Consider the following 12,512-nt stretch of genomic DNA (forward strand, 5'->3'; position numbering starts at 1 on the left):
AGGCTCGCCCCCGTGACCGCTCCGGCCCTCGACCTGACCGCCGACGTGCTGACGCTGACCCGGGCCCTGGTGGACATCCCCTCGGTGTCCGGGACCGAGGGACCGCTCGCCGACGCCGTCGAGACCGCGCTGCGGGCCCTCGGTGGGCTGGAGGTGGTCCGGATCGGCAACAACGTGCTGGCCCGGACCGACCTCGGCCGGGACGAGCGGATCGTGCTGGCCGGGCACCTGGACACCGTGCCGATCGCCGACAACGTGCCCAGCCACCTCGAGACGGTGGACGGCGTGGAACGGCTGCACGGCTGCGGCACCAGCGACATGAAGGCCGGCGACGCGGTGATGCTGCGGCTGGCCGGGCTGTTCGGCGTCCCCGGGGCGCAGCCGGCGCACGACCTGACCTTCGTGTTCTACGACAACGAGGAGGTCGAGGCGGTCAAGAACGGCCTCGGCCGGGTGGCCCGCGAGCTGCGCGGGTGGCTCTACGGCGACCTGGCGATCCTGCTCGAGCCGACCGACGGCGACGTCGAGGGCGGCTGCCAGGGCACGATGCGCGTCGTCCTCACCGTGCCCGGCGAGCGGGCGCACAGCGCCCGGTCCTGGCTGGGCACCAACGCGATCCACGGGGCGGCGCCGATCCTGGCCACCCTGGCCGCCTACCAGGCCCGTGAGGTGGACATCGACGGGCTGCACTTCCGCGAGGGGCTTAACGCGGTGAAGGTGGAGGGCGGGGTGGCCGGCAACGTCGTCCCCGACGAGTGCCGGGTGACCGTCAACTTCCGGTTCGCGCCGGACCGGGACGAGGACGCCGCCGAGGCGCACGTCCGCGAGGTGTTCGCGCAGGTGCTGGCCGCGGGGGTCACCCTGGAGGTCACCGACATGAGCGGCGGTGCGCTGCCCGGGTTGGCCGAACCGGCAGCCGCGGCGTTCGTGGCCGCGGTCGGCCGACCGGCGCGGGCCAAGCTCGGCTGGACCGACGTCGCGCGGTTCGCCGCGTTCGGCATCCCGGCGGTCAACTACGGTCCCGGTGACCCGAACCAGGCGCACCAGCGCGGCGAGCATGTCCGGGTCGACCGGCTGCAGCCGGCGGAGGACGCCCTGACCGCCTTCATCACGGGGAGCCCGGCATGAGCGACAACGGCACACGACGGGCGCGCACGCGCGGCCCGGTCCAGCTGCGCGGCGGCGAGCCCGACCCGCGCCAGGAGGGGACGACGACCGACCAGCGGCTGCTGGACTCCCGCGGCCCGTCGGACTGGGTGCACGCCGACCCGTGGCGGGTGCTGCGGATCCAGGCCGAGTTCGTCGAGGGCTTCGGCCTGCTCGCCGAGCTGCCCCGCGCGGTGAGCGTGTTCGGCAGTGCCCGGACCAAGCCCGACGACCCGTTCTACGCCGCCGGCGTCGAGCTGGGCGCGGCGCTGGCCGACGCCGGCTACGCGGTGATCACCGGCGGCGGGCCCGGGGCCATGGAGGCGGCCAACAAGGGCGCCTGCGAGGCCGGCGGCATGTCGGTCGGGCTGGGCATCGAGCTGCCGTTCGAGCAGGAGCTCAACGAGTGGGTCGACGTCGGCATCGCGTTCCGCTACTTCTTCGTGCGCAAGACGATGTTCGTGAAGTACGCCCAGGCGTTCGTCATCCTGCCCGGCGGGTTCGGCACGCTCGACGAGCTCTTCGAGGCCCTCACCCTGGTGCAGACCACGAAGGTCACCCGGTTCCCGGTGATCCTCTTCGGGTCGGCCTACTGGTCGGGGCTGCTGGACTGGATCCGCGGCACGCTGGTCGAGCACGGCACGGTGTCGCCGAAGGACCTGGACCTGATCACGGTGACCGACGACGTCGCCGAGGCGGTCCGGGTGATCCAGGACGCCGAGGCCTCCCGCGAGGCCGCCGGGCAGGACTCCGGCGGGCCGGCCCCGGTCGAGGGGTGAGCCGGTGCTGACCTTCGTCGTCTTCGTCGTGGGGCTGGTGCTGGTCGGCGGGCTGCTGTTCCTGGGCGCCGCCCTGCTGCTCGGTCGCGGCGAGACCCAGCCCCCGGCCGAGCTGGACCGGTCGCCGGTCGAGCTGCCCGACGACCGGCCGGTCACCGGGGACGACGTCCGGGCGCTGCAGGTCTCGGTGACCGTGCGCGGGTACCGGATGACCGAGGTCGACTGGCTGCTGGAGCAGATGGCGCAGACCATCGACGAGCGCGACGTCGAGATCGCCCGGTTGCGGGCCGATCTCGCGGCATCCCCGCCCGTGGTCGCCGAGGAGGAATCACCCCGTGCATGAACTGGTCGAGACCGTGGACGTCGCCGCACCGCCGGAGCAGGTGTTCGCCGCGTTGGTCGACTGGACCACGCAGGGCGAGTGGATGCTGCTCACCGACGTCACCACCGTGGACGGCGAGGCCCAGGAGGTGGGGGGCCGGATCGAGGCGCGCACCGGGCTGCCGCTGCCGGGCGGTCGCCGGCTGGGCGTGCTGGACCGGATGACGATCACCGGGTGGGAGCCGCCGTCGGTCGTCGACGTCCGGCACACCGGTCGGGTGGTCCGGGGCACCGGGAGCTTCCAGGTCCGCGAGCGGGACGGCGGCTCGACCTTCGTGTGGGTCGAGACCCTCGAGCTGCCGCTGGGCGCCCTGGGCCGGCTGAGCTGGCCGCTGGTGAAGCCGGCGTTCGTGGCCGGCGTCCGGCTGTCGCTGCGCCGGTTCGCCCGCTACGCGGAGTCGCGCGCCCGCTGAACCCGGACGACCGCCCAGACCGCGCTGGTCGCCAGCACCACGCCGACCACCACGGCCAGCGTGAGGCCGTAGTCGCGCGGCAGGAACGAGGTGTCCCCGGCGTCGCCGCCGAAGCCGAGCACGAAGGGCAGGGCGACCAGGCTGACCGACCCGCTGACCGCGGCGCCGACCACCATCGGGGCCCGGGCCGGGCGGGGCAGCACCTTGGCGGCCAGCCAGCCCAGCACGATCCACAGCGGCGCGACCACCAGGTCGTGCAGCAGGGCGCTGCCGACGAACCAGATGCCCCAGCTCTCCAGCGCGGTCGCGCTGAGCGACGTCCACAGCCCGTAACCGCCGACGGCGACCGCCAGCAGCCCGGGGACCAGGAACAGCCACCGCCACCAGGGGGTGAGCGCGGAGTGCAGCGGCCGCCGCTCGTCGCTGGTGTAGCGCGGGTCCGGGGCCGGCGTGGTCAGCTCGGGGCCCGGGACCGGGTCGAGCGTCTCGGCGGTCACGAGCCGACCCCGGCCGCGCCGGGGGCGATCCGGCCCAGCCACTTGGTCTGCATCGCGCCGGGTCGGTTCGGGGCGATCAGCCGCACCGGGTAGCCGTGGTCGATGTCGAGCACCTGCCCGTTGAGCTGCAGCGCCAGCAGGGTCTTGTCGCTGGCCGAGTGCGGCCGGGACACGGTGGACACTCGGTAGGACCCGCCGGTCTGGATCGACTCGACGTGCACCACCGCGCCGCGGGGGAGCCCGGCCGCGGCCAGGACGTCCCGCAGACGCGGGCCGGTCCACTCCGCGTTCGCGCTCCAGCCCTCGACGCAGGCGATGGGCAGCCGCTCGGTGTGCTGCGGGAAGGCCTGCAGGTCGGCGAGGGACAGGCTCAGCGGCGTGGGGCCCTCGACGACCAGCCGGAAGGCGGGGTCGACGGCGGACTCGGTCACCCCGGCGGTGATGCCGGTCTGGTTGACCGGCAGGCCCTGCGGGCCGACGCCGGGGATGCGGGGGGCGAGCACGGAGACCTGGGCGAGCGGGGAGATCGTCTGGCCCCACTGGGTCAGCGCGACCGCGCCGGTGGCCACGACCGCCGTCGTCACGAAGGCGCGGCGGCTGACCGCGCCCTCCTCCTCGGCGTCGGTCTGCGCGTAGGCCCGGTCGACCTCGGCGGGGGCGAGCCCGGCCACCGACGCCGCGGTGCCGCGACGGGCCAGCCCGCGCCGGATCTGCGGGGCGTAGGACCCCACGTGGGTGAGCACGGCGCCGACGGCGACCCAGCCGGTCCAGTAGTGCGCCGTCTTGAAGGAGAAGCCGAACGGGTACCACTGGGCGATGTTGAGCAGGCCCGTGACCAGCATGAACACCGCGCTGCCGACGAGGACCAGGATGGAGAGCCGACCGACCGCCTTGGCCGGCGTGGCGGCCGGCGGCCAGCTGAACAGCTTCGGGTAGACCGTCCAGAGCTTCACCAGCAGCAGCGGGATCAGGGCCAGCCCGACCATGACGTGCGTGCCCTGGCTGACGCGGTAGAGCCACACCGGGCCGGCCGGCCAGACGAACCAGCTCGGCGGCTGCTGGATCAGGTGGCTGACCATGCCGGTCAGGAAGCAGATGACGAACCCGCTGCCCAGCCAGACACCGACCCGGGAGGCCCGGCGCTCGGTGTGCAGCGGGCTGGGGAAGGCGTCCTCGGCCAGCGGGCCGCGGCGCAGCGCATCGGGCGGGTCGGGCAGCCGTGCCCCGAGCACCCGGTCCAGCGGTCGCGTCAACGGTCCTCCTCGGTGGGGCGCACGTCGACCCGCTGATGATGTCGACCGGGCACTACCCGCACCGGAGGGTTCGGATGCAGGGCCTGATCCGGACGGGTCAGAGCGCGAGCGCGATCTCCTCGACCGTGCGGCGCATGCGGCTGCCCTCCGGGCAGAGCGCGGCGACCTCCACGGCCTCGGGCCAGTGGTCGACGTCGGTCAGCACCGGGAGGTCCACGACGGTGAACCCGGCGCCCTCGAGCGCGGCCCGGGTGTTCACCGCGGTGTCCTCCCGGGACATCGGGACGTCGGGCAGGACGGCGGCGGCCGCGGGGGAGTGCACGCCCAGGGCCCACCAGCCGCCGTCGGGCGCGGTGCCGAGCACGGCGGTGCCGGGTCCGGCGGTCACCAGGCGGGCCAGGCAGTCGGTCAGCAGATCCGGGGTGATCTGCGGGGTGTCCATGCCGACCAGCAGGGTCGGCAGGTCGCCGTCCCCGGTCATCGCGGTGGCGAACGCGGCCGCCAGCCGGGTCCCCAGCTCGCCCTCCACCTGCGGGACGACGACGAGGTCGTGCAGGTCGAGGTCACCGGGTGCGCCGTCCAGCGCGACCACCCGGCGGCTGACCGGGGTGGCCCGGACGACGTCCAGGGTGTCGGCGACCGCGGCGGAGGCGATCGTGCTGGCCTGCAGCGGGGTGCAGGGCGGGGTGAGCCGGGTCTTGCTGCGCCCGGGCACCGGCGCCTTGGTGATCACCAGCAGCTGGGTCATCGGGAGAGCACCCGGGACATGTCGCGGACGGTCTTGGCGGTGCCGAGCACGGTGCCGGTGACCTTGGACTTCGTGCCGTCGGCGCGCGGGTGGTAGTCGACGTCCAGCTCGCGGATCCGCCAGCCGGCGTCCGAGGCGCGGGTGACCATCTCCAGCGGGTAGCCGAAACGGCGGTCGGTGATGCCCAGGGCGAGCAGCTCGGTGCGCCGGGCGGCGCGCATGGGGCCCAGGTCGTGCAGCCGCAGGCCGGTGCGGCGGCGCATCAGCACGCTCAGCGCGGTGTTGGCGACCCGGGCGTGCACCGGCCAGGCCGCGCGGGAGCTGGGCCGGCGCCGCCCCAGCACCAGGTCAGCCTCGCCCGCGGCGACCGGGCCGACGACCCGGGGCAGCTGGGCGGGGTCCATCGAGGCGTCGGCGTCGCAGAAGCACACGATCTCGTCCGTCGCGGCCTCCAGCCCGGCGTGCGCGGCGGCACCGAACCCGCGCTGCGGCACGTGGACGACGGTGGCGCCGTGGTCGGCGGCGATCTGGGCGGAGCCGTCGGTGGAGCCGTTGTCGGCCACGATCGCCCGGTACCCCTCGGGCAGGCGGGTGAGGACCCAGGGGAGCGCCCCGGCCTCGTCCAGGCAGGGGAAGACGACGTCGGGCACGCGCAGACGCTAGCCGCGGGTGATCGTCACCGCCCGGTGAGCACCACCCGGTTCCCGTCCGGGTCGGCCAGCCGCAGGATCCGGCCGGACGTCACCGGCTCCGGTCCGGCGTGCTCGACGCCGGCCGCGGCGAGGGTGCGCGCGACCTCGTCCAGGTCCTCGGCGGCGAGCGTCGCCCCCGACCGGCCGGCGCGGTCGGGCTCGGCGAACACCTGCACCCCGGACCCGCCGGGCAGGTACCACTCCAGCAACCCCTCCATCGGCCGGGCGTCGGGGTCGCGGCCGACCAGGGCGGCGTACCAGGCCTCCGCCCGGCCCAGGTCGGACACGGTCAGGCTCGCCAGGGCTGCGGTGATCGACATCGGGTCCTCCTCGTCGGTGGCTGTCGGGGAATGGACCCTGCGGGGCGGGCGGACTCATCGGGGACGGGCCGAGCCACCTAGAGTCCGACGTCGTGACCAGCGCGGGGACGAGGGTGCGGCAGCTGCTGCCGGTGGTCGCCGTCGTCGCCGCCGGGCTGTTCGTCTGGCTGATGACGTCGATCGGGCGCCGGCTGGCCGAGGGCGGCACGATCCTGCACCTGCTGGGCGGCTACCTGCTGCGCGGGGAGTGGGCGCCGCTGGACCCGAGCGCCCGCATGCTGCCCCCGGTCGTGCTGGCCGCGGTGGTCGTGCTCGTGGGCCCGGCGCTGGCCGCGCGGGTGCGCTTCGGCGTGCTGGCGGCCGGGTCGGCCGTGGTCGCCGCCGGCTGGGCCGTCGCGCTGGCGCTGACCAGTGGACCCGACCGGCTGACCGAGCCGCTGTCGGTGCGCTACGAGTACCCGAACGACGTCCCCCGGGTCGGCTCGATCGCCCAGTTCCTGGCCACGTTCACCGACTCCGTCCCGGCCGACTCCGCCGACCCGTGGACCACCCACGTGGCCGGCCACCCGCCGGGCGCGCTGCTGGCCTTCGTCGTGCTGGAGAAGCTGGGGCTGTCCGGGCTGGGGTGGGACGCCGCGCTGTGCATCGTCGGCGGTGCCCTCGCCGTCCCCGCCGTCCTGCTGGCGGTGCGCGCGGTCGCCGACGAGGTGCGGGCGCGCACGGTCGCGCCGTTCCTGGTGCTGGCCCCGCTGTCGCTGTGGGTCGCGACCAGCGCCGACGCCTTCTTCGCCGGGGTGTCGGCGTGGGGCATCGCCGGGTTGGCCACCGCGGCCGTGTCGACCGGGTGGCGCCGGGACGCCAAGGCGCTGGCCGGCGGGCTGCTGCTGGGCCTGGCGCTGTTCCTGTCCTTCGGGCTGACCGCGCTCGGGCTGCTCGCGCTGGTCGTCGTGCTGGTGCACCGCGGCCGGCTCGGCTGGGGCGGGGTGGTCCGGGTGCTGGGGGTCGGGGCGGTCGGCGTCCTGGTCGTCGTCGGGCTGTTCGCGCTGGGTGGCTACTGGTGGCTGGACGGGTTCCACGCCGCGGGGGAGCGGGTGCGCTCGGGCCCCTCCTACGCGAACCGTCCGGTCGAGTTCTTCCTGTTCTCGAACCTTGCTGTGGCGCTGCTGGCGATCGGGCCGGCGGCGATCGCCGGGCTGGCGTCGCTGCGCCGGCACCGGCTGGCCCTGCTGCCGCTGGCCGCGCTGGTCGGGATCCTGGTCAGCGACGTCACCGGGCTGGTGCGCGGGGAGACCGAGCGGATCTGGCTGCCGTTCTACGTCTGGGTGCTGACCGCGACGGCGTTCCTGCCGGCCCGCGGACGGCGGGTCTGGCTGGCGCTGGGCGCCACGCTGGCGATCGGCATCGAGGTGGCCGTCCGCACCGAGTGGTGACCTGGCCGGAAACCGGCGGTGGCTGGCAGGTCGGGTTGCTGACGCCGGGCGCGGCGGGAGGCAGGATGACGCGGTGAGTCGTCGGGGCTGGGCGCTGTTCGTCGCCATGTCGGTCATCTGGGGCATCCCCTACCTGCTGATCAAGGTCGCGGTGGGGGAGTTCGACCCCGTGCTCGTCGTCTTCGGCCGGTGCGTGCTGGGGGCGCTGGTCCTGGTGCCGCTGGTCCTCGTCCGCGGACAGCTGCGCGGGCTGGCCCGGCACTGGCGGCCGCTGCTCGCGTTCACGGTGCTGGAGATGACCGGGCCCTGGCTGCTGCTGAGCATCGCCGAGCAGTCGCTGTCCTCCTCGCTCACCGGGCTGCTGGTGGCGACGGTGCCGTTCGTGGCCGCCCTGGCCGGCCGGCTGCTCGGGGACGAGGAGCGACTGTCCCGGGTGCGGATCGGCGGGATGCTGCTGGGCGTCGCCGGCATCGTCGCCCTGCTGGGCCTGGACGTCCGCGGGGCGCAGCTGGTGGCCATCGGCGCCGTCGTCCTCACCGTCATCGGGTACGGGACGGCGCCGCTGATCATCAGCCGGCAGCTGTCCGACGTCCCGGGGGTGGCCGCGAGCGCCGTCGCCCTGGTCGTGACCGCGGTGGTCTACGCGCCGTTCGCCGTCCCGCGGCTGGGCCAGTTCGCCGGTGCGCCGGTCGACGCGCTGGCCGCCGTCGTCGTCCTCGGGCTGGTCTGCACCGCGCTGGCCCTCGTGCTGTTCTTCCGGCTCATCCGCGAGGTGGGGCCGCAGCGGGCGCTGGTGATCACCTTCGTCAACCCGGCGGTCGCGGTGCTGCTGGGCGTGCTGCTGCTCGACGAGCCGTTCACCGTGGGCATCGCCGTCGGGCTGCCGGTGATCCTGGTCGGCTGCGTGCTGGCCACCCGCCGCTCCCGCGTGCCGGAGCCCGACCCGGTCCCGGTCGCGCCGGCCTGAGACGTTCCCGCGGGAACGTCTCAGGCCGCGCGGTCCGCGACCTGCCGGCGGCGGAGCGCGGCCCGGTTCGCCAGGATCGTGCCGACCACGTACCGCAGGTCCATGCGGGCGCCGTTGGCCTCCCAGGACGGCGGCAGGTTGGACGCCGGCGCAGGAGCCGCCGCGGGGGTGTCCGGGACGGCCCAGATCCTCGATCCGTCGGGAGTCGACGCGCTCAGCCGGGCCCCGTGGCGGTGCAGGGTGACGTCGAGGTCGTGCACCAGCCCGTGGCAGCGGTCGCACAGCAGCACCAGGTTGTCCAGGTCGGTGCGGCCGCCGGCCAGCCAGCTGACCAGGTGGTGGGCGTGCAGGCGTTCGGGACGGGTCTCGGTGCAGCCCGGCCGGGCGCAGCCACCGTCGCGCAGCAGGAGGGCGCGGCGCTGCACGGAGCTGGCGAACCGACGGGTGCGGCCGGAGGCGATGACCTGGCCGCCCTCGACGAGCACCGTGGTCACGGCGGCGTCGCAGGCCAGCCGGCGGGCCTGGCTGGGGCTCAGGGCGGCCACCCCGTCGAGCGCCGCCTGGCCGGCCGCGGTGTCGTCGGCCAGGACAACGGCGTCGACGCGGACCAGCAGCTCGCGCCGGGCCGGGTCGCCGGGGTGGGTGTCGACGGCACCGGCGCCGGCCCGGACCAGGTCGAGGAAGGCGGTGGTGCGGGCGACCGTGACCCGGGACCGACGGGCCGCGGCGATCTCCCGACCCCGACCGGCGGCCGCCCGGCCGGCGGGCAGGTCGTCCCCCGCGACCCAGCCGGCCCAGTCCGGGGAATGCTCGTCCTCGGCCCGTGCCGCGACGCGTTCGCGGCGGGTGAGCACCTCGGCGCGGTGCTCGACCGCGGCCACCACCTCGGCGGCGTCCTCCGCGGACAGCCGCAGGCGCAGCGTCACGCTGCCGTCGCCCTCGTCGTGCCAGTCGAACCGCTGCTCCCACCGGGCCGGGACGGCGTCCGGGTCGGCACCCTCGGGCCACCACGCGGTCCACACCTCTGCCGCGGCCTTCCTCCCGGCGGCGTCGGCCTCGTCGTCGGACCCGCCGGCGTCCAGCACGGTGCTGCGGACGGCGCTGCGGGCCTCGTCGGCCTGGCCGCGGGCCAGGTCGGTGCTGACGGCGTCCGCCCGCCGCCAGCCGGCGACCACCCGGTCGAGCTGGGCGGCGGTGCAGTTCTGCGCCAGGTCGAGCAGGTCGGACTCGGTCGCCGCGTCGGCCACCCGCGCGATCGCCCGGGCCTTGGCGTAGGACAACCGGCCGGCGCCGAGCTCGTCGGTCACCCGGGGCAGGCCGGGCAGCGCGCGGGCCAACCGCACGTGCTCCCGCGCCGTGCCGGGGGCGATGCCGCACTGCCAGGACAGCCAGTGCGCGCAGGAGGCCACGCCGGGCACCGCCCAGCCCTCGCGGCGGTCGAACTCGGCAACCAGCAGCAGCCAGGCGGCGGTCGAAGCCGAGATGGCCACGGCGCCGGCGCACAGGCGGGCGGCCAGCTCGGGCAGGGCGAGACCGCCCGTCGGTGGGTCGTCGCTCGCGCAGTTCATCTGGTCGAGCACCGTCGTCTCGAGCACCGCCGTCGTGGTCATCGCCGTCCACCTCTCCGATCGAACACCTGATCGAAGAATGGCCGAGGGGTCCGACAGAACGCGTTCCCGCGGGAACGCTCAGGGCTCCTGCGGTGCCGCCCGGAGCTCGGCCGTGGCGAACTCGCGCATGCCGTCGGCGAAGGACACGGCGGCGGAGAAGCCCAGCTCGTCCTGCGCCCGGGCGGGGCTGGCGACCACGTGCCGGACGTCGCCGATGCGGTACTGCCCGGTGACTTCGGGAGCCGGCCCGCCGAACGCCTCGGCCAGCGCGGCGGCCATGTCGCCGACGGTGTGCGGGGTGCCGCTGGCCACGTTGTAGGTGCGCAGCGTGGAGTCCTCAGGCGGGTGGCCGAACGCGCCGAGGTTGGCCTGCGCGACATCGGTGACGTGCACGAAGTCCCGCATCTGGCCGCCGTCCTCGAAGACCTGGGGGGCGCGGCCACCCTCCAGCGACGACCGGAAGATCGAGGCCACCCCGGCGTAGAAGGTGTCCCGGGGCATCCGCGGGCCGTACACGTTGTGGTACCTCAACCCGACCGCGGTGCCGCCGGTGGACCGGGCCCACGCCGAGGACAGGTGCTCCTGGGCGAGCTTGGTCGCGGCGTAGGTGTTGCGCGGGTCCGGCGGGGTCTCCTCGCCGACCCGGCCCCAGGTCAGCTGCCGGCCGCACACCGGGCAGGGCGGGTCGAACACCCCGGCGTCGAGGTCGGACCGGCGTCGCGGCGCAGCCGGCACCACCCCGTGCTCGGCACACTCGTAGCGGCCCTCGCCGTAGACCACCATCGAGCTGGCGAAGATCAGTTGCCCGACGTCGGCGCGGGCCATCCCGGCCAGGAGCACCGCCGTCCCCAGGTCGTTGATGCCGGCGTACTTGGGCATGTCCTGGACGTCGATGCCCAGCCCGACCATCGCCGCCTGGTGGTTGACCGCGTCGACCCCGCGCAGCACCTGGTCGACCACCGAGGCGTCCCGGACGTCGCCGACGACCAGCTCGACACCGTCCAGCCCGGGGGGGCCGTCGGGGTAGACCGGGTGGACGGCGGGCAACAGCGCGTCGAGCACCCGCACCTCGTGCCCGGCGTCGAGGTGGGCGGCGACGACGTGGGAACCGATGAAGCCGGCCCCACCGGTGACGAGGATGCGCACGCCGGCGAACGCTAGTTCGGCCCGCCCCGGGACGCAGCGCGGGAGTCCAACCGGGCCTGCAGCCCGTCGAGCACCAGGCCCAGCCCGAGCTCGAACCGGTCCTCGTCGTCGCCGCGGAGGTCGCGCTGCGGTGGGGCAGCTGGACGGCGCCGGTCTGGCTGGACGTCGTGGTCGTCGCCGGCGTGGGCGGGCTGCTGCTGGCCGTCTCTGCTTGGCTGCTCAGCCGGCCCGAGTGAGGGGGCGCTAGCTTCCCGGGCGTGGAACCGGAGCGCTGCGGCTGGGCGACCAGCACCCCCGACTACGTCGCCTACCACGACGAGGAGTGGGGGGTGCCGCTGCGCGGGGACGACGCCCTGTTCGAGCGGCTGTGCCTGGAGGCCTTCCAGTCCGGGCTGTCCTGGATCACCATCCTGCGCAAGCGACCGGCGTTCCGGGCCGCGTTCGCCGGGTTCTCCATCGACGCGGTCGCGGAGTTCACCGACGCCGACGTGGAGCGGCTGATGGCCGACGCCGGCATCGTCCGCAACCGGGCCAAGATCGAGGCGGCCCGGCGCAACGCCCGCGCCGCCCAGCAGGTGCCCCAGGGCCTGTCGGAGCTGCTGTGGTCCTACGCCCCGCCGCCGCGGCCCAACCCGGCCACCCTCGCCGACGTGCCGGCCACGACGCCGGAGTCCACCGCGCTGGCCAAGGACCTGAAGAAGCGGGGGTTCGCCTTCGTCGGGCCGACCACCGCGCACGCCCTGATGCAGGCCACCGGCATGGTGGACGACCACGTCGCGACGTGTTTCCGGGCGGGGCTGGCCGGCGTCGGTTGAGGGCTCATGTTGGTGGTCCGACCGGCATGCAGGAGAATGGACGGCAGCTCTGGTTCAGCAGTTGACGGACAGCCACACCGCGACCCACCACGGGGACGCGGGTGGCCGGTGAAGGAGGCACGCATGGCGGCCATGAAGCCGCGCACGGGTGAAGGTCCCCTCGAGGTCACCAAGGAGGGCCGCGGCCTGGTCATGCGCGTCCCGTTGGAAGGTGGGGGCCGGCTGGTGGTCGAGCTCTCCGCCGACGAGGCGGCAGCGCTCTCCGAGGCCCTCCAGGGCGCGATCAGCTGACCAGTCCCACACGAGATCAGACGG

General features: G+C 75.1%; 15 protein-coding genes. 8 read left to right on the plus strand and 7 right to left on the minus strand.

From position 1 onward, the window contains the following. Nucleotides 1-12 precede the first annotated feature (12 nt). Genes dapE through UXQ13_RS02905 form a run of 4 tightly spaced genes read left to right on the plus strand, consistent with a single transcriptional unit; the run spans nucleotide 13 to nucleotide 2,719 of the window. Nucleotides 13-1,128, plus strand: a complete 1,116-nt coding sequence (gene dapE, locus UXQ13_RS02890; RefSeq protein ID WP_225232729.1) for a succinyl-diaminopimelate desuccinylase — start codon at nucleotides 13-15, stop codon at nucleotides 1,126-1,128. Then, on the plus strand, nucleotides 1,125-1,925 hold the full coding sequence (locus tag UXQ13_RS02895; protein ID WP_225232728.1) for an LOG family protein: 801 nt from the start codon (nucleotides 1,125-1,127) through the stop codon (nucleotides 1,923-1,925). Before dapE ends, UXQ13_RS02895 begins: the two co-directional genes overlap by 4 nt. Before the next feature lie 4 nt (nucleotides 1,926-1,929). Continuing rightward, entirely contained in the window at nucleotides 1,930-2,268 is a 339-nt protein-coding gene (locus UXQ13_RS02900) for a DivIVA domain-containing protein (RefSeq protein WP_225232727.1), read from the plus strand. Then, on the plus strand, nucleotides 2,261-2,719 hold the full coding sequence (locus tag UXQ13_RS02905; protein ID WP_225232726.1) for an SRPBCC family protein: 459 nt from the start codon (nucleotides 2,261-2,263) through the stop codon (nucleotides 2,717-2,719). Before UXQ13_RS02900 ends, UXQ13_RS02905 begins: the two co-directional genes overlap by 8 nt. Here UXQ13_RS02905 and UXQ13_RS02910 read toward each other — a convergent pair. From UXQ13_RS02910 to UXQ13_RS02930, 5 genes are all read right to left on the minus strand, one after another. Continuing rightward, a complete protein-coding gene (locus UXQ13_RS02910) occupies nucleotides 2,695-3,216 on the minus strand; it encodes a hypothetical protein (protein ID WP_225232725.1) in 522 nt (173 codons plus the stop codon). The genes UXQ13_RS02905 and UXQ13_RS02910 overlap by 25 nt on opposite strands. Continuing rightward, the gene (locus UXQ13_RS02915) at nucleotides 3,213-4,469 is read right to left on the minus strand and encodes a molybdopterin-dependent oxidoreductase (RefSeq protein WP_336391792.1); all 1,257 of its coding nucleotides are present in this window, start codon (nucleotides 4,467-4,469) and stop codon (nucleotides 3,213-3,215) included. The genes UXQ13_RS02910 and UXQ13_RS02915 overlap by 4 nt, the downstream gene beginning before the upstream one ends. Before the next feature lie 97 nt (nucleotides 4,470-4,566). Next, nucleotides 4,567-5,217 (minus strand): TIGR04282 family arsenosugar biosynthesis glycosyltransferase, encoded by a 651-nt coding sequence (locus tag UXQ13_RS02920; RefSeq protein WP_225232723.1) that lies wholly within the window; start codon nucleotides 5,215-5,217, stop codon nucleotides 4,567-4,569. After that, entirely contained in the window at nucleotides 5,214-5,867 is a 654-nt protein-coding gene (locus UXQ13_RS02925) for a glycosyltransferase family 2 protein (protein ID WP_225232722.1), read from the minus strand. The genes UXQ13_RS02920 and UXQ13_RS02925 overlap by 4 nt, the downstream gene beginning before the upstream one ends. Nucleotides 5,868-5,893: 26 nt before the next feature. Beyond that, nucleotides 5,894-6,229: a VOC family protein gene (locus tag UXQ13_RS02930; RefSeq protein ID WP_225232721.1), complete on the minus strand. Its 336-nt coding sequence runs from the start codon at nucleotides 6,227-6,229 to the stop codon at nucleotides 5,894-5,896. 92 nt (nucleotides 6,230-6,321) lie between these two features. On the opposite strand from UXQ13_RS02930, the gene UXQ13_RS02935 reads away from it, so the two are divergent. Continuing rightward, the gene (locus UXQ13_RS02935) at nucleotides 6,322-7,659 is read left to right on the plus strand and encodes a hypothetical protein (protein WP_225232720.1); all 1,338 of its coding nucleotides are present in this window, start codon (nucleotides 6,322-6,324) and stop codon (nucleotides 7,657-7,659) included. A 73-nt stretch (nucleotides 7,660-7,732) separates the two neighbouring features. Beyond that, nucleotides 7,733-8,626: a DMT family transporter gene (locus UXQ13_RS02940; protein WP_225232719.1), complete on the plus strand. Its 894-nt coding sequence runs from the start codon at nucleotides 7,733-7,735 to the stop codon at nucleotides 8,624-8,626. A gap of 20 nt (nucleotides 8,627-8,646) precedes the next feature. Here the strand turns inward: UXQ13_RS02940 and UXQ13_RS02945 are convergent, their stop codons facing one another. Next, nucleotides 8,647-10,236 (minus strand): HNH endonuclease signature motif containing protein, encoded by a 1,590-nt coding sequence (locus tag UXQ13_RS02945; RefSeq protein ID WP_336391793.1) that lies wholly within the window; start codon nucleotides 10,234-10,236, stop codon nucleotides 8,647-8,649. Between the two features lie 78 nt (nucleotides 10,237-10,314). Then, on the minus strand, nucleotides 10,315-11,382 hold the full coding sequence (locus tag UXQ13_RS02950) for an NAD-dependent epimerase/dehydratase family protein (RefSeq protein ID WP_336391794.1): 1,068 nt from the start codon (nucleotides 11,380-11,382) through the stop codon (nucleotides 10,315-10,317). A gap of 257 nt (nucleotides 11,383-11,639) precedes the next feature. On the opposite strand from UXQ13_RS02950, the gene UXQ13_RS02955 reads away from it, so the two are divergent. Together UXQ13_RS02955 and UXQ13_RS02960 are read left to right on the plus strand one after the other, a co-directional pair. Further along, a complete protein-coding gene (locus UXQ13_RS02955) occupies nucleotides 11,640-12,197 on the plus strand; it encodes a DNA-3-methyladenine glycosylase I (RefSeq protein WP_336391795.1) in 558 nt (185 codons plus the stop codon). Between the two features lie 123 nt (nucleotides 12,198-12,320). After that, on the plus strand, nucleotides 12,321-12,488 hold the full coding sequence (locus UXQ13_RS02960; protein WP_082522773.1) for a DUF3117 domain-containing protein: 168 nt from the start codon (nucleotides 12,321-12,323) through the stop codon (nucleotides 12,486-12,488). Nucleotides 12,489-12,512 lie beyond the last annotated feature (24 nt).

Source organism: Klenkia terrae, from assembly GCF_037083865.1.
GTDB classification, from domain to species: domain Bacteria; phylum Actinomycetota; class Actinomycetes; order Mycobacteriales; family Geodermatophilaceae; genus Klenkia; species Klenkia terrae.

What these genes read in the sequence shown, in the direction of transcription:
- UXQ13_RS02930 (WP_225232721.1), bottom strand. Translation starts at nt 6,229, where the DNA reads ATGTCGATCACCGCAGCCCTGGCGAGCCTGACCGTGTCCGACCTGGGC.
- UXQ13_RS02920 (WP_225232723.1), bottom strand. Translation starts at nt 5,217, where the DNA reads ATGACCCAGCTGCTGGTGATCACCAAGGCGCCGGTGCCCGGGCGCAGC.
- UXQ13_RS02895 (WP_225232728.1), top strand. Translation starts at nt 1,125, where the DNA reads ATGAGCGACAACGGCACACGACGGGCGCGCACGCGCGGCCCGGTCCAG.
- UXQ13_RS02945 (WP_336391793.1), bottom strand. Translation starts at nt 10,236, where the DNA reads ATGACCACGACGGCGGTGCTCGAGACGACGGTGCTCGACCAGATGAAC.
- UXQ13_RS02960 (WP_082522773.1), top strand. Translation starts at nt 12,321, where the DNA reads ATGGCGGCCATGAAGCCGCGCACGGGTGAAGGTCCCCTCGAGGTCACC.